20 protein-coding genes and 3 tRNA genes are annotated in these 20,376 nt (G+C 37.1%); 21 read left to right on the forward strand and 2 right to left on the reverse strand.

Annotated elements, in window-relative coordinates; genetic code table 11:
• Positions 1–49: 49 nt before the first annotated feature.
• The 5 genes from VCHSUH04_RS02980 (at position 50) to VCHSUH04_RS03000 (ending at position 2,462) form a co-directional block, all read left to right on the forward strand.
• Entirely contained in the window at positions 50–1,264 is a 1,215-nt protein-coding gene (locus VCHSUH04_RS02980) for an inverse autotransporter beta domain-containing protein (protein ID WP_105085287.1), read from the forward strand.
• 287 nt (positions 1,265–1,551) lie between these two features.
• A tRNA-Asp gene (locus tag VCHSUH04_RS02985) sits at positions 1,552–1,627 on the forward strand.
• Between the two features lie 22 nt (positions 1,628–1,649).
• Positions 1,650–1,725, forward strand: a tRNA-Phe gene (locus VCHSUH04_RS02990).
• Positions 1,726–1,737: 12 nt separating this feature from the next.
• A tRNA-Leu gene (locus tag VCHSUH04_RS02995) sits at positions 1,738–1,823 on the forward strand.
• A gap of 123 nt (positions 1,824–1,946) precedes the next feature.
• On the forward strand, positions 1,947–2,462 hold the full coding sequence (locus VCHSUH04_RS03000) for a DUF4178 domain-containing protein (protein WP_105085288.1): 516 nt from the start codon (positions 1,947–1,949) through the stop codon (positions 2,460–2,462).
• 53 nt (positions 2,463–2,515) lie between these two features.
• Here VCHSUH04_RS03000 and VCHSUH04_RS03005 read toward each other — a convergent pair whose 3' ends face one another.
• Positions 2,516–3,889: an MFS transporter gene (locus VCHSUH04_RS03005; protein ID WP_105085289.1), complete on the reverse strand. Its 1,374-nt coding sequence runs from the start codon at positions 3,887–3,889 to the stop codon at positions 2,516–2,518.
• Between the two features lie 306 nt (positions 3,890–4,195).
• Between VCHSUH04_RS03005 and VCHSUH04_RS03010 the strand changes: the two genes are divergently transcribed.
• From VCHSUH04_RS03010 to VCHSUH04_RS03040, 7 genes are all read left to right on the forward strand, one after another.
• Positions 4,196–5,086: a phosphate ABC transporter substrate-binding protein gene (locus VCHSUH04_RS03010; protein WP_105085290.1), complete on the forward strand. Its 891-nt coding sequence runs from the start codon at positions 4,196–4,198 to the stop codon at positions 5,084–5,086.
• Positions 5,087–5,143: 57 nt separating this feature from the next.
• Complete coding sequence (pstC, locus tag VCHSUH04_RS03015) at positions 5,144–6,025, forward strand: phosphate ABC transporter permease subunit PstC (protein ID WP_157939973.1); 882 nt, start codon at positions 5,144–5,146, stop codon at positions 6,023–6,025.
• Positions 6,012–6,830 (forward strand): PstA family ABC transporter permease, encoded by an 819-nt coding sequence (locus VCHSUH04_RS03020; protein ID WP_105085292.1) that lies wholly within the window; start codon positions 6,012–6,014, stop codon positions 6,828–6,830. The genes pstC and VCHSUH04_RS03020 overlap by 14 nt, the downstream gene beginning before the upstream one ends.
• The gene (locus VCHSUH04_RS03025; protein WP_105085293.1) at positions 6,830–7,573 is read left to right on the forward strand and encodes a phosphate ABC transporter ATP-binding protein; all 744 of its coding nucleotides are present in this window, start codon (positions 6,830–6,832) and stop codon (positions 7,571–7,573) included. The genes VCHSUH04_RS03020 and VCHSUH04_RS03025 overlap by 1 nt, the downstream gene beginning before the upstream one ends.
• A 393-nt stretch (positions 7,574–7,966) precedes the next feature.
• Entirely contained in the window at positions 7,967–8,188 is a 222-nt protein-coding gene (relB, locus tag VCHSUH04_RS03030) for a type II toxin-antitoxin system RelB family antitoxin (protein WP_009352129.1), read from the forward strand.
• Positions 8,178–8,444, forward strand: a complete 267-nt coding sequence (locus tag VCHSUH04_RS03035; protein ID WP_105085294.1) for a type II toxin-antitoxin system RelE/ParE family toxin — start codon at positions 8,178–8,180, stop codon at positions 8,442–8,444. The genes relB and VCHSUH04_RS03035 overlap by 11 nt, the downstream gene beginning before the upstream one ends.
• Before the next feature lie 10 nt (positions 8,445–8,454).
• Positions 8,455–8,667: a hypothetical protein gene (locus tag VCHSUH04_RS03040; protein WP_105085295.1), complete on the forward strand. Its 213-nt coding sequence runs from the start codon at positions 8,455–8,457 to the stop codon at positions 8,665–8,667.
• A 101-nt stretch (positions 8,668–8,768) separates the two neighbouring features.
• On the opposite strand, the gene VCHSUH04_RS03045 is transcribed toward VCHSUH04_RS03040, so the two are convergent.
• Complete coding sequence (locus VCHSUH04_RS03045; protein ID WP_105085296.1) at positions 8,769–9,560, reverse strand: carbon-nitrogen family hydrolase; 792 nt, start codon at positions 9,558–9,560, stop codon at positions 8,769–8,771.
• A gap of 310 nt (positions 9,561–9,870) precedes the next feature.
• Between VCHSUH04_RS03045 and VCHSUH04_RS03055 the strand changes: the two genes are divergently transcribed.
• From VCHSUH04_RS03055 to VCHSUH04_RS03095, 9 genes are all read left to right on the forward strand, one after another.
• A complete protein-coding gene (locus VCHSUH04_RS03055; protein WP_105085297.1) occupies positions 9,871–10,674 on the forward strand; it encodes a polysaccharide deacetylase family protein in 804 nt (267 codons plus the stop codon).
• An 11-nt stretch (positions 10,675–10,685) separates the two neighbouring features.
• Complete coding sequence (locus VCHSUH04_RS03060) at positions 10,686–11,624, forward strand: phosphodiester glycosidase family protein (protein WP_105085298.1); 939 nt, start codon at positions 10,686–10,688, stop codon at positions 11,622–11,624.
• Between the two features lie 8 nt (positions 11,625–11,632).
• Positions 11,633–12,577 carry a hypothetical protein gene (locus VCHSUH04_RS03065; protein ID WP_105085299.1) on the forward strand — a complete coding sequence of 315 codons (945 nt, stop codon included), beginning with the start codon at positions 11,633–11,635 and terminating at the stop codon, positions 12,575–12,577.
• A 69-nt stretch (positions 12,578–12,646) separates the two neighbouring features.
• Positions 12,647–13,819: a glycosyltransferase family 9 protein gene (locus VCHSUH04_RS03070; protein WP_105085300.1), complete on the forward strand. Its 1,173-nt coding sequence runs from the start codon at positions 12,647–12,649 to the stop codon at positions 13,817–13,819.
• Positions 13,806–14,132 carry a hypothetical protein gene (locus VCHSUH04_RS03075; RefSeq protein WP_105085301.1) on the forward strand — a complete coding sequence of 109 codons (327 nt, stop codon included), beginning with the start codon at positions 13,806–13,808 and terminating at the stop codon, positions 14,130–14,132. The genes VCHSUH04_RS03070 and VCHSUH04_RS03075 overlap by 14 nt, the downstream gene beginning before the upstream one ends.
• A gap of 528 nt (positions 14,133–14,660) precedes the next feature.
• A complete protein-coding gene (locus tag VCHSUH04_RS03080) occupies positions 14,661–16,013 on the forward strand; it encodes a pyruvate carboxylase subunit B (RefSeq protein WP_105083499.1) in 1,353 nt (450 codons plus the stop codon).
• Positions 16,014–16,276: 263 nt separating this feature from the next.
• Positions 16,277–17,395, forward strand: a complete 1,119-nt coding sequence (locus VCHSUH04_RS03085) for an IS1249 family transposase (RefSeq protein WP_105085302.1) — start codon at positions 16,277–16,279, stop codon at positions 17,393–17,395.
• A gap of 423 nt (positions 17,396–17,818) precedes the next feature.
• The gene (locus VCHSUH04_RS03090) at positions 17,819–19,159 is read left to right on the forward strand and encodes a sensor histidine kinase KdpD (RefSeq protein ID WP_105085303.1); all 1,341 of its coding nucleotides are present in this window, start codon (positions 17,819–17,821) and stop codon (positions 19,157–19,159) included.
• Positions 19,156–19,845: a response regulator transcription factor gene (locus tag VCHSUH04_RS03095; RefSeq protein ID WP_005387927.1), complete on the forward strand. Its 690-nt coding sequence runs from the start codon at positions 19,156–19,158 to the stop codon at positions 19,843–19,845. The genes VCHSUH04_RS03090 and VCHSUH04_RS03095 overlap by 4 nt, the downstream gene beginning before the upstream one ends.
• Positions 19,846–20,376: the final 531 nt, after the last annotated feature.

Raw genomic sequence — 20,376 nt, forward strand, 5'->3', positions numbered from 1 at the left:
ATAATAAAAGTATCTTTCATGAAATTTTCATATAAAAGAGGGGTAGATTATGGTTAGTAAAAGGGTTATTATCAAATCTTTAGTATGCACGGCATTGACTTGTAGCTTTGCTACATATGCTTTTGCTGCAGATAAGGATAATGGGGAAACAGTTCAATCAAGCTGGATGGATCGTACGGATATAGGTATTGGTTTCAAAGGGACTCAGGAAGATTCTTATCATGATTATGCAATGCCTAATAAACAAATGACCGATAATAATCTAAGCTATGATTCACGATTTCATTACCGGAATCATAACTCTAAGCAGAAAATGAACTCAAAGTATTTTATAGAAACATTACAACCCATAAAACAATATGGTAAAGATGGAAAATCCGTGGTGTTTGTACAAGGTCGCTTAGATGGTAATGGTGGCGAAAAAGTTTCCACTACTACATATTGGAATGGGTCGGACGCAGATTTTGGAAGAATTGTCGGTCAAGGAAGTTATATTGATAAAGGTGAAGTAGTAGAACATGATACTCTTGGTGTTGTCGGTACTGCTGGTATTGGCTATCGTCGCCTTAGTACACATGAGCATGCCTACGTCGGTGCCAATGTATTCTATGACTATGCTTTTAAGGATAAATTTTCTCGTGTTAGTGCCGGATTAGAATATGTAGCTGGTCTAAATACGATTAGTGTCAATGTATACCATGGACTATCAGAAAAAAAGGTGGGGCCTTATGACATTAACACACCTTTGCGTCAAGTACCACGGGCAATAGATTTTCATGATAGCTTAAGTTCACCACCTGATGGTATTCGAAGAACACCTCGATATTCTTATGAACATGTATTGGATGGCTTTGATATACGGTATACACGAGATTATAAGAATGCCCGTTGGCTATCTAGTTATGTGGAAGGATATCATTGGAAAACAAAAGCACCAGGAGAACATCCAGCAGAGATGTTCTATATTGACCAACATAAGTGGCAATCCATACATGGGCTAAAGGTAGGCGCTAAAATGAATGTGACGCCTCATATCTCTGTAGACTTAGGAATTGGTAAAAGTAATATTAGCTCTGTAGAACCTTATGTATCTATTATGTATACTTTAGGTAAGTCTAGATATGCGTACTTTGGTGGTAAACATAGTGAAAATGTGATGACTTCGGCACGTTCTAAGATGTTTGATAAGGTTAAACGCAGTGATATGAAGGTTGAGTATTACTGGGAACAAGACTTGCGTGACGGTCCTTGGGATCATTTATAATTAATATCGTATTAATTATGGTGGTTTATAGTTCTTAATAAATCTTAATGAATTGGTATCTATCTATTATTTAAAATAGGTGGATACCAATTTTATTTTATAGGCTTATGAAATATTGCGTATAAATGAGCATTTGAAATATAAATGGTAAATCCAAATGATTTTTGCTAGATAATTCTTATTTCTATATATTTTGGAGAAATTCATCAAAAAATTAGAAAAAAGTACTTGCATTATATTAGTGGCTCATGTTAATATATACGAGTAGTCAACGAGAGTTGATACGCGGCCCCGTGGTGTAGCGGTTAACATGTCGCCCTGTCACGGCGAAGATCGTCAGTTCAAATCTGATCGGGGTCGCCATTTTTTTTTTACAAAAAAACGTGCCTCGGTAGCTCAGTTGGTAGAGCAACGGACTGAAAATCCGTGTGTCGACAGTTCGATTCTGTCCTGAGGCACCATTTGTATTCCATGCGGTTGTGGTGGAATGGCAGACACGCCATCTTGAGGGGGTGGTGAGCGTACGCTCGTGAGGGTTCAAGTCCCTCCAACCGCACCAAAATATAAGGACCTACAGTTTACTGTAGGTCCTTTTTGCTATATCCATCTAGGCAGAAATTTATATTATGTGTACAATCATAGTAATTAATAATATATATTGTTTTGGAAATGAGAGTGTTTTATGAAATTTAACTATGGCGATACATTGCGTATCCGAAATGAGTTATATACGATCCTAGGCAAAATTCGTTACATTGATACTCATAGGAGAATTTGGTATAAGTATAAGCTTGTTAAACACAAGAATAATGCTGAGTTTTGGATCAGTTGGAATGAAAAGCGTGATGTATATCAGTTTACAAAGTTATGTGGCAAAGTAATACCATCTGATATGAACGTAGTTCATCGAAGTTATCAGATGGCAATAGGTACAAGAGGGGATATAGATATAGATATTGGTGCTTTCTCTCGTTATGAAGAGTATGAAGATGATAAGGGTACTCATATACTTACTATTGAAAAACGGGTTCATACGACAGAGTATTCCAAAGGCGTTTATGTTGATAAAAAATATGTGTTGCTTGAAAGCAATGCAGAGATAACTAAGCCTATTCTAGATAAAATGGATACTGTTAAGAAGGTGAGATTCATAGGGCCAATTATTTGGTTTTTGGCAAATTTTTTTAAGAATAAATAAAAGGTAGCAACAATATATGTTGCTACCTTTTGGTTTGCTCTAGAATTTAGTTGTTAGCTGTTTGCTTCAGCTGGTTGTAATTGTTCAAGTTCTGCTTCTTTAGCATCTAATTCTTTTGCGCCGAAGTGTGCAAGTACACAGAATGTAATGCAAAGAACACATGCTACTAATAAGAGGTAGAAACCTGCATTCCAACCAAATTTGTCTGCCAAAACACCAAATAGAGTTGTACCAAGGTTGGCACCTACGATGTAACTCATGAAGCCACGAAGACCAACGGCAGAGCCTACAGCGAATGGCGGTACAATATCCATAGTTTGTACAGATGCTAAGAATTGAGGAATGTAGATTAGGCAACCTACGACAGCAGCAAAGAATGTAACCCACAAGAGGGATTCACTTTGCCAATAGCCAAAGATACAGAAGAAGATAATACTTACTGCAATGATTGCTGGTGGCATACGATAACCTTTAAAGAATTTATCGGAAATATAACCTGCAAAAATTGTTGAAGGAATGGCTGCCCATTCAAAGAATAAGAATGCGATAGACATTTCTGCTTTAGAGAAGCCTTTCACTTGTAATAAGTAAATAGGCAACCATGTAAGCATACCGAAACGAATCATGTAAACGAATGTATCAACTAGAGACACATACCAAGCATTTTTATTTTTTAATACATATTGTACAAAAATTTGTCTTGTGCTTAGGTGAGGTGCTTCTGCACTTCTATGTGCTTTATGAGATGTATCGGCAATGATTTCACTAGTTGGTGGTAAGCCTTCTCGTTCTGGACTTTCTTTAATCAAGAAGCCAATAATAACAGCTACTACAATCGCAATAATTGCAGGAATACCATAGCTACCTAATTGCCAGTGATCAGTAGTGGTGAAGTATAACGCAGCAGCTACGATTGGTGCTACGATACCGCCACCAAGATTATGGGAGATATTCCAAATTGCTCCAAAGCGACCACGTTCTTGTTTTGGATACCATTTAGCGAGTGTGATGAAGGATGGGCCTACACCAAAGCCTTGGAAGAAACCATTAAGAACTACTAATACTAAGAAGAAAGCGAGGCTATCGGCAAAGCTCATAAAAATATTGATGATTGCACAGCAAATAAGACCGAAAGCCATAAATTTTGCAGGACTTGCTTTGTCAGCAAGACTACTCATGAAGCCTTTACTTAGACCGTAGGCGATAAGCATACCACTAGATAGCAAACCGATTTCCGTTTTGCTCATGTGTAAGATATCTGATAAAAAATGAGTTGATAAGGCAAAGTTGTTACGAACGATATAGTACGCAGCGTAACCAATAAATATACCGGCTAGAGATTGAAATCTATATTTGTAATATAGATTCATAATCATATTCTGTGGAACCGATGGTTTTGCCTCTTTTGGTTGTAGAAATGAAAACATAGTAATTACCTTTCTTTCATAATAACCAAATTCTAGTGCACTGCTAATACTACCATTTTTAGACGATTTATGTAAATGATTAATGGTACTAAATTAAGCGTTAGAATTATAAAATTAATTGATATATGATTATTTTACAAAAAAATGTTATTTATATGTATATAGCAGGATTAGGATATAGTAACATGTGGTAGAAATACTACATTCTATAGGTGCTGAAATTTGTTGTAATGATGATTTAGAATTTGGTATAATTATACGGATGTTAAATAGCTCTTAGTTATTGTTATTTTAAGGAGATTGTATATGAAAGGTTTTACTAAACGTGCTATCCTCGCTGCTTGTGTTGGTGCAGCCATGCTTATTACTGTAGGTTGTGGTTCTAATCAAAGTTCTCAATCTACTCAATTGACTTATAATGGTTCCTCCACGTTGGCACCAGTTATTTCTAAAATCGCTACAGATTTCACAGAGAAAAATAAAACTTGGAATCATGCAGATAGCTCCTTGCCAGATAAAGATATTACTATTTATGTATCTTCTGGTGGTTCTGGCACTGGCATTAAAGCCGTTATCGATGGTACTGCGGACTTCGGTTTAGTTGCACGGGAAGTAAAAGACAGCGAAAAAGCAAAAATTAAAGATTACAACGAAATCAAAGTAGGTATTGATGCGTTGACAATTGCCGTAAATCCTGAAAACCCTTTATACGCAGTAAAAGATAATCTCAGTAAAGAAGAAATTATTAAAATCTTCTCTGGCGAGTATAAGACTTGGAATCAAGTAGATCCATCCTTGCCTAACCAAGAAATTATCGTAGTAACACGTGACCTTGGTGGCGGTGCTCATGAAGTATTCCAACAAAAAATCATGGGTTCTGTAGAGGTAACTAAAGACGCTATTCAAGCTCCATCCATGGGTGCTCTTGTAACTAAAGTTAAAGAAAACCCATATGCTATTGGTTATGCATCTTATGGCATGTTGATTCAAAACAAAGGCCAAATCGTTGCTTTCAAAGTTAATGGTGTAGCACCAACAGATGAAACGATTACTGATGGTTCTTACATAATTCAACGTCCACTTCTCATCGTAGGTAAAGGTAATATGGGTGGCGTAGCAGACGCTTTCACAAAATACTTGAAGTCTGAAGAAGGCCGTAAAGTTATTCATAAAATGGGCTTTGTTCCTGTAAACTAATCAGATAGAATAAAAGCAAGGCTGCGGCCTTGCTTTTTTCTTATGAAAGGAGAGTCTATGCATTTATCAGATCGTTTTACATCTGGCATAGTACCGATTATGGCGGTGTCTGTTCTCGCCTTATATATAGGGCTTGTCCTCTATATGGCGATAGAGGCGTGGCCTGCTTTAATACATATGTCTTGGATGGATATTATAACCGGTACAGTCTGGAAGCCTATGGCGCAAAGCCCTGTATTAGGTCTTTCCTATATTATTTCGGCTAGCATTTATGTGTCGCTGTTATCTTTGCTATGGGCGTTGCCCTTAGGGATTGGTACTTCTATAGGCCTGAGTCTAGGCGTATCGCCACGTATTCGCCAATTCTGTTTATCTACTATCGATATGATTGCCGGTATACCATCTGTTATTGTTGGTTTTATCGGTCTTGCCGTAGTGGTTCCAGCCGTTCAATCCATGTTTTCTTTGTCTACTGGTGAGTCTATTTTATCGGCTAGTCTCGTATTAGCCTTTATGATTTTGCCTTATATTGTGACTCACTGTACAGAATCTATCGAAACCTATCGTCTGCGCTATGAAGAAACGGCTTTGGGCCTTGGCATATCGCCGTGGCATACTATGAAAGCGATAGTATTACCTAGTGCTAAAGGTTCAATCATTCTTAGTTCTGTTTTAGCCTTCTCCCGTGCTATGGGCGAGACCATGGCCGTTATGATGGTTGTCGGTAATGCGCCTATCTTGCCTAGCTTATTAGGTAAGGCTGAGCCGATTCCATCTCTTATTGCCCTTGAAATGGGTAGTGTAGAGTACAACAGTTTGCATTATAGCGGTTTATATGTAGCAGCGTTAGTATTGTTAATGATTTTGATACTGACTAATGTTCTAGTCTATATGTATTCTTGGAAAACTAGAAAGGACGGTCATCATGAAGTTATCTAATCTTGCATTAGCTACTTGGGCTTATGGCAGTCTAGTCCTAGTTATGGCAATACTCATCGCTGCTTGCGCCTATATTGTGTATCATGGTGGACCGTTAATAACTGTTGATTTCCTCTGGCTCTATCCAGCGGGCATGCCTCTCGGTGTAGAAGGAGGCATATTCCCTGCCATAATCGGCAGTATTCTCGAGGGCTTATTAACGGCTTCTATGGCGGCTATTGTAAGTATTCCTTGTGCTCTTTACATGGTATATGGCAATATTTCCAGATGGAAATCAGAATGCTTTTTATTCACTCTACGCTGTATGTCCGGATTGCCATCTGTTTTGATTGGCTTATTCGGCTATAGTGTGCTGATTTTATATTTAGGTATCGATAAAAGCTTATTATCTGCGTCGATTACGTTAACGGTAATGGTTATACCTTTTATTACGTTGCGCCTTGTGAAAGTATTCCACGAGTTTCCTCGTGAAACGTATGAGGCAGCTCTCAATATGGGGCTTTCACCAAGTTATATATGGATGCATATGGTCATACCTAGTGCCATGCGCGACGGATTGAGCGCTATAGCCCTTGGGGCGGCCTATGCGATGGGAGCCACCGCACCGATTATGTACACTGGCGCCGTATTATATACGCGGTCCATACCGAATATAACGGATCCATTTATGGCCTTGCCATACCATTTGTACATTTTAGTCAACGAAGGTTATTCCGTAGATTTAGCCTATGCTACAGCCTTCGTGTTGATGGTTATATTACTTTGCATTAATATCATTTGTCGCTGGATAGGAGGGCGGTCTTGATGAGCACAATATTAGATATTAAAAATATAGAGGTGTCCATTGGTGAGCATCCTATTTTGCAACACATAACCTTGCCTATTACAGAATGTGCAATTACTGCAGTCATTGGCCCGTCTGGTTGTGGTAAAAGTACATTGCTCGCTTCGCTTAACGGTAGTTTGCAGGCACCAAAAAAAGTTACTAATGGACAAATCATTTATGATGGTCTATCTGTAGACTCAATAAATCCGCAAATGTTACGTCGCCAAATCGGTCTCATCGGACAACACCCGACCGTATTTCCTGGTACCATTGAAGACAATATGTTATTTGCTCTAAATTATTATAAAGAGTTATCCTCTACAGACAGAAAGGCTAAAGCGATACAATGTTTAGAGCAGGCTGGATTATATAGCGAAATTAATGGTGATGTAAAGCGTTTGGCAAGTTCTTTATCTGGTGGTCAACAACAGCGCCTGTGTATTGCACGAAGCTTGACCGTAGATCCTCGCGTAATACTCTTTGATGAACCATGCTCTGCTTTAGATATAAAAAATAGCTTGCATATTGAGGCCTTGCTAACAGAGTTAAAAGCAAAACAAACGATTGTCATTGTTACTCACAATTTACAACAAGCTAGACGTATTGCAGACTACACTGTCTTTATGAATGATGGCCGAGTGGTAGAGTGGGGCACTACAGAGCAAATATTTTCTAATCCAAGAGATATTTTAACTAAGGATTATTTAGCTTTTTGTGGCTAACAGTAACTCTTGTAAATATATTAATAATCATTATATTGATAAATTATTTATAAAATATTGACAAAATCAGTTTATAATTGTATATTATAGGTGACATACTGGCGTGTCGTTAAAGGGACTGTGAGAGAGTTTAGCCAGACTGACATACGATATAGTTCGAGAGTAACTATATACATAAAAAGGCATGCCGCTGAGAGACGAGAGAAGGGTGGTGTGTCTTTTTTGTATACCTAATCTGAGTAATGAAATATATAGTATTATGTACTCATAAATCATTTTTATTCTCTGACTCCTAAAATATAAAATTTTATTAAAATAATGCTGGCGTATTTTTAAGATATGGACTAGGACCTCCTTATGTAATACAATGTATTACATAAGGAGGTGCTTTATATGGCAAATATTTCAGTCCGTCTAAATGAACAAGAAGAAGAGTTATTTAAAACCTATGCTGAGTTTATGGATGAAACACTTTCTACCCTCTTTAAGAAGGCTTTACTAGAAAAGATTGAAGATGAATTTGATCTTAAGGTAGGTCAAAAAGCATTAGCAGAATACGAGCAAGATCCAGTTACCTATTCTGTAGCGGAAATGCGTGCAAAATATGGCTTATAAACTTGAGTTTTCTAAACGGTTTGACAAGCAATTTTCTAAATTAGATAAATCAACGCAACGTTATCTTTTTAATTGGCTCATAAAGAATGTAGATAATGTTGAGAACCCTAGGTACTCAGGAAAATCATTGACAGGTAATAAGACCGGGCTTTGGCGTTATCGCATTGGTAATTATAGAGTGATAGCTGATATTAATGACGGTAGATGTGTTATTTTAGCCTTAGAAGTGGGGCACCGAAAAGATATTTACAAATAAAGGATATACCATGAAATACTTACGTCGTGAACTTAATCAAGTAGAAAAAGAATACTTAAAACAATTTGGACCAGACTCCTTGGACCGTGTCGTTCTTCACGATCCAGATACAAAGGATAAGCAAGAAGTACAAGATACCATTGATATCCTAAAAGAAGCTATGGCAAAAAATAAACCGTTAGAACAAGTTCCAGAGGAAATGTGGAAACTCATAGAATTTTAAATACTGAATAAATCTAAAACAAAGGCACATTGTTAAATGAATACCCTCCATGATAAATGGAGGTGGTTCAACACAATGTGCCTTTATGATGTCATTTTATGTTATAAGTTGTACAGTTCAGGTTTACGATCTCTAAAGATATTGATTTTATTGCGAATGTCTTCCACAACGGTAAGGTCGATGTCTACGGAAGCAATGCCTTCGGTCGTATCCATCTCGAGTAGGTTGGTACCCCATGGATCATATACTGCGGAGTGGCCCGTGCTTTGAACACGGCCTACTGTACCACAGCCGTTTACGGCACACACAAAGAGTTGGTTTTCTATAGCCCGTACTTCATTGAGTACTTGCCAGTGACGTAGACGCATCGTAGGCCATTGAGCAGGTACGAATAGCAATTCAGTACCTGGTAATGCAGCCATTCTCACTAACTCAGGAAAACGAATGTCGTAACAGATGACTGTACTACAAGGGATTCCATCAAGTTTAAAATGGGACGTATGAGTACCGCTAGCAAAGTATTTGTCTTCTTTAGCGGGGCTAAAGCCGTGCATTTTGGAATATTCACCTACGAGCTTACCTTCACGGTTGTAAGCATAGGATGTATTGAATATCAAATCATCTTTTGCCACAGCAACAGAGCCGCCTACGATATTCACCTTGTGCTCCTTTGCAAAGGCGGTGAGTAATGATTTTGTTCTTTCCCCATTTCTGTCGGCAATTGTAATTAAATCATCCGATGGGTGAAAGCCTGTATTCCAAGTTTCAGGTAAAACAATAATATCAGGGTTTTCTGTAAGTGATTGAGTGAGTAATTCTTGAACGCGATTGTAGTTATATTCTACGTCGTTTACGTGGACATCCATTTGTATGAGAGTAAGACGTTTTTTCATGGTAAATCCTCTGTGTATTTAAATAGTATAGTTTACGCTATATAGTATATAATTAGAATATTAAAGCATTATTGATAGTATTACAATATGGTAATAATAGTTTAAATACTATTCTTTTGTAGAAATGGATAGAATAGATTTAGATAGTACTAGATGTACAGGTAATCATTGGCATAAAAATTCCAGATGAAGCTATGTATCCTAGACCTAGAGAAGTGACTGACGAGGTACTAATACGTTAATTTTTACTAATCTTCATAGAAATGCTATAATATACTGTATATAATTGTGTTCTAATAGAGGAGGACCTATGAAACGGATTCCATTGGTAACACTATTAGTTGTGGCCTTGACAATGCTTGTGACAGGGTGTGGATTACTTTCACAAAAAACAGAGCCTACTAGTTCAGCGCCACCAGTAAAAGAGGTTAAGATGGTACATCCATCAGGTATTCCTGTTCTTATGTATCATAAAATTGGCGACGATAAAGATAATGATGCGGTTATTCGTGAGGATTTATTCAGAGAACAAATGAAGTTCCTCAAAGATAATGGCTATAATCCATTAACGATGGAACAACTATATGATTATGTTGTAAATGGTGCAGCAGTGCCTGAAAAACCTGTTGTCTTAACCTTTGATGACGGCTATGCTGATACGTATTCTATCGTATATCCACTCATGAAAGAATATGGTTTTGCCGCTACCGTGTTTATCAATCCTGGCGATGTAGGCACTCGGTTGACTTGGGACCAAATTCGTGAAATGCATCAGAATGGCATCACCATTTCTAATCATGGGTTCCAACATATCGAAATGGGACAATTGTCTGAAGCTAAGCAAATAGAAAATATTACGAAGGCTCAAGAAGCTCTTGCAAAAGAAGTAGGTATCAAGGATAATCCTTGGTTCTGCTACCCTTATGGAGATAAAAATGAATTCACCGATGCAGCTACTAAGAAAGCAGGCATTAAAATGAGCATGGCCATGAAATCTGGCTGGGCTCATACAGGTGATAATCCATATAACATTTTGCGTGTTTGGGTTGGTAATGCTGTTGATATTAAACATTTTGAAGAACGCATTAGTACCGAGCATTTCACTGATTTATAAGGAGAAATACATTGTTCAAAAAGAATTGGGTAAAGTTCATCATCATGGTGTTCCTATTTACCGTTGTGACCTCACCATTCGTGGTGCTCTTTGGACCATTTAATAATGTAAAACGCGCCGTTATCGGTGCTATCTTACAATCTCGTCATCCTCATTACATTACGTGGCTGTTCAATGAAGATGAACTGCAATCTATTTTGGGGACTGTTGGGGTTGTTAAAAGCCAAGATTTATTCAAGTTTAATGCTCGTGAAGACAAGTCTTTAAATCTTGAAAAAATCCAGTCTGCTCGTTATGTAGGTTATATTCTTGAAATTCCGGATCCTCGTCGTATTCAAGTAGGTACCGCTGCTAATATTCAAGAAAAAGGCGATACTACGAGTAATATTGCGAAGATGAATAATGCTGTAGCCGCTATTAATGGCGGGGGCTTCCATGATCCAAACGGTACTGGTACCGGTCGTTTACCTTATGGTTTTATCTTGCATGATGGTGAATATATTATCGGTAAAGATGTAGGACCTGATGAAGCCGTTGATTTTGTAGGCTTCTCTAAATCTGGTAACCTTATCGCTGGTAACTATGATAAAACTCAACTTGGAGATATGAAAGCCATGGAAGGTATTACCTTTGGACCGCCTCTTATCGTCGATGGTAAGAAGATGATTACAGAAGGTGATGGTGGCTGGGGCGTAGGCCCACGTACTGCAATCGGTCAAAAGAAAGATGGTACAGTACTGTTCCTTGTAATTGATGGTCGTCAACCAGGTTATTCTCTTGGTGCTACATTGCGTGATGTACAAGATATTTTATATGAAAAAGGTTGCTACATTGCAGCGAATTTAGATGGTGGTTCTAGTTCTACGTTGTACCTTAACGGTAAAGTAGTGAACAAACCAGCCGATTTATTAGGGGAACGCATGATCCCAACGGCGTTTATCGTGAAATAGGAGGACATATGAAACCTTTTACGCGTGTACTGAGCGCCTTTGCGGTAGGTATTCTTCTGCAAGGTGGGGTGTACCTATACCTTGACCAATATATGTTTGCACCAACTACAGATTTTAATGTTGCTGGTGCATCAAAAGATGATACTAAGAACTTCCCAGATGTAAAGGAAGGTACTAAATATGTATCTTATGACCGTCAATTTATGGCGGTTGTTACAGAAAACTCTTTGAAAATCTACAAGGCTAATGAAAGTAAGCCTACAACGATTGATTTGAAGGGCCGTTCTATTAGTTACTTCAGCTGGATGCCTGACCGTAACTATGCTATCATGGGGCTGTATGACTCTAGAGAGGTTGTTATGGCCCGTCTAAATGCGGACGATCCTGAACATGAAGTAGATACAAAACTTGAAGATTTGCCTCGTAATAGTAAAATTGTAGATGCTGCTTACTCCGAAGCGACGAATGTTGTTTATATGAAGGTAAAAGTTCAAGAAAACGCATATCGTATTTATCGTACCGATGCAAACTATGATACGCGTCGTGTCTATATGCAAGCTACTGATATTGGACATATTGGCGTATTCTATGATGAAGATCGATTCTTCTATGATAATGTTAAGACCGGCGATATTTTCATGTTTAATGGTATCGAAGGTGGCTGGCGTGTAATTAATCCACCAGGGCGTTTCCGTTTAATCGGTGTGGATATGGATAAAACTATCTATATTGCTCGTGTTGATGAGGATAACAATGCCTTAACTGTTTACACAGGTAAACTCGGTGTAGGCTTCAAACCAGTTTATAAATACAATCATCCTACTACATTCAATGAATTGACATTGTCTGATGTAAAAGACATTATCAAGAATGGTAGTGATGAAACTACGAAGGTAACAGAAGATGATACATCTTCTAAATCTTCCAGTAGTGACAGTAAAAAGAAATCTTAAGAAAAAGCCTTTATAATGATTCATTATAAAGGCTTTATTCCTATACTCGTTTGTACTATAAGGATATCTATGAATATATTATTTGTACGACTCAGCTACATAGGCGATATACTACATGCTACACCTGCAGCACGCTGGATTAAAGAACACTATCCAGAGTCAAAGCTCCATTGGATTGTAACACCTAGCATGGTAGAACTTTTAAAGGGAAATCCTTATGTAGATGAAATCATTCCGTGGGAACGGGATGAATACGAAGCACATTCTAAAAAACTACATATTCCAACGATGTGGCGCATGTGGTGGGAACTTAGAGACAAGTTGAAACCCTATAAATTTGATGTGGCTGTCGATGTACAAGGGCGACTCATAACAGGGCTCGTTTTATTAGCATCAGGTGCACCTATTCGCCTTGGCCTTGGTGGTACAAAAGAACTAAATTGGCTGTTTACAAACTACAAAGCAAAGCCGAGTACGGATCATGTTATCAAGCGATATATAGAGGTAGCAGAATTACTGAATACTGCCGTTACAGAGCATAGTGACCTAAATGTATCCAGTGCTGTTTCTGAGGATGATGTAAAACCTTGTATAGCAAATGGGGTAACTGGTAAAAAGCTATACCATATGGACTTTTTTGTGCCATCTGATTTGCATGTTTGGGCAGAAGAACAGTGGAAATCAATTAGTTATGACACATCTTTGGAGCGTAGCGGAGTAGAAAAGCCACTACGCGTAGGTCTTGTGTTAGGCACGTCTTGGGCGACGAAAGAGTGGCCTCAAGAGAAATGGTATTCTCTTATTAAATCCCTTCAGTATAGAGCTAATTTTGTTTGTTTAGGTGGTCCAAAGGAGGCTACTCAATACAAACCATTGATGGATTCCTTAACAGCTGATGGCCTTGATAAAATTATGCTAAATATGCTGGGGAAAACTACACTTCAAGAGGTAGGGGCTTTAATTGAAAATAGCGATGTAGTAGTGACTGCTGATACAGGATCATTACATATTGCATTGGCTTTAAATAAACCAGTAGTGGCATTATTTGGCCCTACGGATTCTAAGTTATGGGGGCCACTAACGGGAAACTTTAAGGTTCTTGTTAATGATGAGTTAGATTGCTTAGGTTGTCGTAAACGACGTTGTCCTAAGCCTGATCAATATTGTATGTCTGGTATTGACTCAGTACGAGTGAAAAAGGCGATTTTCGAATTGATAGGAGATAAATATGGCAAAGTTTAAAATTCAAAAAGGTTTATCTGATGCGGATATGATGAAAAACTTTAAAGATACTGAAAATTTTGAAGATACTATGCTAGATATGGAACGTTCTGCAAAGAAACCTGTAGTACATCAAAGTCCCAAACAGAAGGAAGATGCATTTTATCGTGAATTCCTTACAGATAAGGTAGAAACATTAATTGGTAAAATGTTGCTCGACATTAAGATGGAATACTTTAAAGAAGGTGAAGGTGCTTTCTCTATTCAAGTAAAACGAGATGGTAAGAATATCGTTCTTGAAACGGCGCCTAAAAAGGTAAAACCTGAAAAATAATATGATAAAGAACATTTAGTCAAAGAACCTACCTATAAAAGGTAGGTTCTTTTGTATATTTATAAAACATAAGAATTCGGGGATCTTATCAATAAAATTGATGAGGTTATAAGTGTACCGATGATTATCGAATTACTAGATTTATAAATACCGATATACTTTGAAGGCTGATAAATAATAACTAAAAATTATTACGATATAAATTTCTATTTCTCATTAAAAAGAGCAATTAATAAGAAGAGCGTTTGATTAAAAATACACGTTAAACTCTAGCTTTTTAGCACTTTATTGTGAGTTTCATCACGAAAAAATCATAAAAGAATACATGAAATTATGAGAAAATTGCATAATGTGGTTGTTGACAAAGAATTCTATAAGTAGTCTAATATAAGTATGTCTTAACGATTTGTAGAGTATTTGCTTGTGTGAGCAAGTGCTATAAAAATCGTAAAAAAATAGGTATGAGATAGTTGTGTGGTGGATGTATAAAATTACATACACAAAACTATTTCGATTTGGAGGATTAACATGGCTAAAAAATTAAGAATCTGCGAAACCGTTCTTCGTGACGGTCATCAATCTATTTTGGCAACACGCATGCGTTATGAACAAATGGAACCAGTGCTTGGCCTTTTAGATGAAATTGGTTATGAAGCTCTTGAATGTTGGGGCGGCGCTACTTATGATAGCTGTCTTCGTTTCTTGAATGAAGATCCATGGGAACGCCTTCGCAAATTAAAAGCTAATGTAAAAAATACACCACTACAAATGTTACTTCGTGGTCAAAACTTGTTGGGCTACAAGCATTACTCTGATGATGTAGTAGAAGCATTCTGTAAAGCTGCTGTAAAAAATGGTATCGACCGTATCCGTATTTTTGACGCATTGAACGACCCTCGTAACATGGAAGCTGCTATTAAGTACTCCAAAAAAGCAGGCGCACACGTTCAATCCGCTATGGTATACACTATTTCTCCAGTTCATACAACTGAAAGCTTCTTGAAAGTAGCTGAAACTTTGGTTGAAATGGGTACTGATTCCCTTTGCATTAAAGATATGTCCGGTTTGTTAGGACCTGCTGATGCATTCGATTTAGTTTCCACATTCAAAAAACGTTTTGGCGATTTGCCAATCGACTTGCACAGCCATTTCACTTGCGGTCTTGCAAGCACTACATACTGGGAAGCTGCTAAAGCTGGCGTAGATATCATCGATACTGCTATCTCTCCATTCGCTCATGCAACTAGCCAACCAGCTACTGAAACTATGATCGAAATGTTCAAAGGTACTGAATGGGATCTTGGTCTTGACCTTGATAAATACATTCCATTAGTTGACCACTTCCGTAAAGTAAAACAACAAATCGCTGAAGAATTCAACTTGAAACCAGCTAGCGATGTAATCCCAGCTGTTCGTCGTTACCAAATTCCTGGCGGTATGTTGTCCAATACTCAAAACCAATTGAACGAAATGGGTATGGGCGATCGCTTCTTCGACGTTATGGATGAAATGCCACGCGTTCGTGAAGACTTGGGTTATCCTCCATTGGTAACTCCAACATCCCAAATCGTTGGTACAATGGCTATGATGAACGTTATGATGGGCGACCGTTACAAAATGGTTCCTAACGAAGTTAAAGACCTTGTACGCGGTAAATATGGTGCGTTGCCTGGTAAAATTTCTGACGAAATTCGTCACACTATCATCGGCGATGAAGAACCTATTACTTGCCGTCCAGCAGATCTTATCGAACCTGAATTGGCAGGTTACACTGAAGACTTGAACTCCAAAGGTTACACTGGCATCACTGAAGAAGACGTATTAACATACGCTATGTTCCCAGAAGTTGCTATTAACTTCTTTGAAGCTAACCGTCGTTAATCTAAAAAGTAAAAGAGGATTCCTTAGGAATCCTCTTTTTTTATGCCAAAATAAGGCAATTAGAGGGTTATAGGACAAAAAGTGTTGCTGTTAATGCCGATGGAGCTAGTTAAATACTGGCTCTATCGGCATTTTATCTTTTTGAGTAACTTTTACATATAGGACAAAAAGTGTTGCTAAAAAGTCTGAACCCCCTTGATTTTACTGACTCAAATAAGGTTTTATCTTTCTAGAAAGATATATTTTTTAGAAGGAGTATAATTATGAAACTAGTCAGATGCCCAAGTTGTGGTTTCGTTTGTAAGAAAAATGGTAAAACAAATGCGGGTTCTCAACGTTGGTATTGTAATCAATGTTCTTGCTCATTCACAAATAAAGTGAATAAAACTAACAATAATTTACAGATGTTTTTGGATTGGTTATTTGGTAAACACACACAGTTAGATATGGCTGGTGATGGACGTTCATTTCGGAGAAAAACATCACAGTTTTGGGAGCTTTGGCCGTTACCACCAAAAGTTGAATCATCAAGTAGCGTAGCATTTGTTGATGGTATTTATTTAGCTAGAAATGCTTGCATTTTAATCTGTTGTAATGAGACGCATGTCTTAGGATGGTATGTTTGTAGATATGAACATTCTAAGGCTTGGGAGGCTTTATTACGACGTATTTCACCACCTACAGTAGTTGTATCCGATGGTGGTACCGGCTTTCAAAAGGCATTAAAAAAAGTTTGGCCGAAAGCCAAACTACAAAGATGCTTATTTCACGCATTTCAACAAGTAAAACGCTATACAACAATACGTCCTAAAACGATTGCTGGCTGTGAATTATATGGAATTGCAAGGGATTTATTAACGATACACACGCAAGATCATGCCGTGAAGTGGGTACAAAACGTTATGTCATGGAAAGTACGACATAGAGTATTTCTATCAGAAATGACCGTTGATGAAAATGGTACGATACGACCTAAACACGAACGACTTATAAAAGCAGAAAATTCCTTAGTTAAATTAATCAATAAAAGATGTTTGTTTACTTACTTAGGTACATCGTTAACATGTACCTGTCCAGCTACTAATAATCGTATAGAAGGTGGCGTAAATGCTCAGTTACGCGCTATGTTACGTAATCATAGAGGAATGTCTATTGAAAGACGAATAAAAGCGGTGTTCTGGTGGTGCTATATGCACTCACCGAACCCGCTTTCTAATGCAGAAATACTTAAGGTTATGCCGACCAACAAGAGTATTTCTGATATATATCATACCATACATGAACAATCTAGGTTAGAAGCCTCTATTCCAACTTGGGGTGATGCTATTGTTTGGAGTGATTTGCATAATTATGATCGCCTATTTACCAATCTTTGGGACTGAAATAGCAACACTTTTTGTCCTATAACCCCAATTAGATTATGTATGTGAATAGTGCATTTATTATGATGATCATATTATGATGTAAAAAATTATTTTTATAGACTTAGTATTTATATTTAGAGTTTTTATAAAAAATATAGAGGCTATTGTATTGATAGATATTTGTCACTAGCTTTGATGTACTAAAAATTACTTGTAGTATATATCTATAGATTACCCGGATGCGTGTAAGTTATATTAAAAACTGAAAAATAGTAGGTAATAAAAGGCATATAGACCTTATGTAATATCTAGTAATTATAAACTGACAATGAAGAAAATATGAAGGTTAAATCATTTTTTTACTCTTTTTACTTGCTTTAAGTATTAAAAATAGCGTAAACTATAAGAAGTATCTACTATTTATGATATTGAGGTAACCCTGTGAATTTACAAATACGGATTTGGATATCCAATGTTGTGCTCTTTGTAGTGCCTATTTTGATAGCAATTATCTTATTTTTGCTATACTTTACAGGTCTGCGCATATTGGCTAATGCCGGTTACTATTTGCGTATTGAGCAGGAACAACAGTTTAAAAGTGTCAGTCGAATCACTGAAACAATTACCTTTTATGGTTTAGAAAACAACTTAATAGATACCTTAGTAAAGCCTAGCTATAGTCTACTCGATCCGAAGGAAGTATATGTAGAGGTACTAGATCAAGGTAATATGGTGTACAGCTATGGTAATCCTCAAATCTATAGCGCTTCTGCTATTGTTGGTCTTATTGATGTAAACCCTGAATTACAAGGTATTGTATATCAGTCCAATAATACGTTCGTATATGAAATGCGGAAATACGATGGGCGTCATGCTTACGTATATCATATTGCTATAAAGCGCGCTACTCATGGTAGTGATAGCTTAATGGAATCAGTTTCCTTCTATATTATTGTAGTGGCTATATTACTCTTTATTGTTACATTCTTTGCTATTAACCGATTTGTTACACGCTTTATCATGATTCATGTTAAGAATATGACAAAATCCTTAGAAATGGCTAATCGTCAGATTGAAATGGAGCAGGAGCAACAAAAAGAGTTACTAGCAGGGATATCCCATGATATTCGAACGCCGTTAACAGCTATTAAAGCGTATGCAGAAGGTGTTCGTGATGGTATTGCACCAACAGAAGAACAACAAAAACGCTACATGGGAATTATTTTAAAACGAGCTAATGATTTAGATTCGATGTTAGAGGAGTTATTCCTCATTACAACTTTGAATTATAAAAAAGAGTCGCGTCCATCTGAACGAATTGAACTTGGTCAATATGTACGTGATTTTGTAGAAGATCATTTGGCTCCTTATCAAACAAGAGGTCTAGAAATTAAATTCCGTATAGCAGCGGAAAATGCTTTCATTAATGCAAACCCACAATTGTTACAGCGGGTTTTACAAAATGTGTTGAACAATAGTGCTAAGTATAAAATGGCCGATGTTGGTCATTGTGTTATTGATGTAACTAGTGATGATGATTTTGTATACTGTGTTATCAGTGATGATGGCCCAGGGGTACCACCAGAATCTCTAGAACGTCTAATGCGTCCATTCTACCGTGTAGATTCATCTCGTACGAATCCACAAGAAGGTAGTGGTCTTGGATTGTCGATTATTCGTCGAATTATGGAAATCTTTGAAGGCCGAGTTGTGATTGAAAATGTAAGACCACATGGTCTACGTATTATATTAGAATTTCCTAAACAAGGAGAAGAATCATGAGTGAACATATCTTAATTATTGAAGACGATTTGGATATCGCCAATATTGAGCGTGATTATTTGATGGTGGCAGGTTATGATGTAACTATTATGACTAATGGTACTGAGGGTATTGAGGCTGCCTTAAATACTCCTGTAGACCTTATCATCCTTGATGTTATGTTGCCAGAAATGGATGGTTTTGAAGTTTGCCGCCAAATTCGTGACAAGGTTCGTGTACCAATTGTTATGGTAACAGCTCGTCTCGATGATATCGATAAAATCCGTGGCCTCGGCGTAGGTGCTGATGACTATATCGAAAAACCATTCTCTCCATCTGTGTTGATTGCAAAAATCAAAGCTATGTTGGCGCAATATAAACGCTTAACAGAGCGCGATGCAATGGAAACTAATGCTATTCAATCCGGTGAAATTCGCCTTGATCCTAAGATGATGAAAGTTTGGGTGAACGAAAAAGAAGTTCATCTTAAAAAGAAAGAATTCCAATTGTTAGAATTCTTGATGCGCAACCGTGATATCGTATTTAGTAAAGAAGAATTATATTCTCGCGTATGGGGGCTTGACTCCTATGGTGACTATGCTACTGTAGCGGTACACATCAATCGTTTGCGTGAAGAAATTGAAGATAATCCATCCGATAGTAAGCATATTATTACGGTATGGGGCGTTGGTTATAAATTTGTTTAATGACTGAAAAATGGTTTCATTTTTAATTCACGTATCTGTTGGCTGTTGATAAAATATGTGTTTGTAGAGAGTTATTATATAGATATAATCAAAGGTTTAAAAAATGTTTATATACTTCCTTTGATAGTTTAGATATTCCGTGTATACTTATCTAGGTAAGGCTGACAATTGATTCTAGATAAGAAATAACTAAACTTCTCTCTCTTAATAAGTTCTCTCTCAAACTTATCTAGATCACATATACTCTCTCTCAACAGTCCTTACACTCTCAAACTATATGCATAAAGGGCATTCCTAGCGACGGCTAGTGAATGCCCTTTATGTTTTTCTATAGTTTTGTATTTATTATTTAGTCATTATATTTTTATTGTTTTAATATATTGTTATCTTGCATTGTAAAAGAATGAGTACTATAATAGTTTTATCACAATTGATTTTATAAAATTGATTGTGATGAAAGTAGATATAACATGATATTACATTGTTGTTAACATGTTTATTTTATTCCGATTAGTATTCGAGATAATGATG

This window comes from Veillonella sp. T14073-2, assembly GCF_002959875.1.
Classification (GTDB): Bacteria; Bacillota; Negativicutes; order Veillonellales; family Veillonellaceae; genus Veillonella; species Veillonella infantium.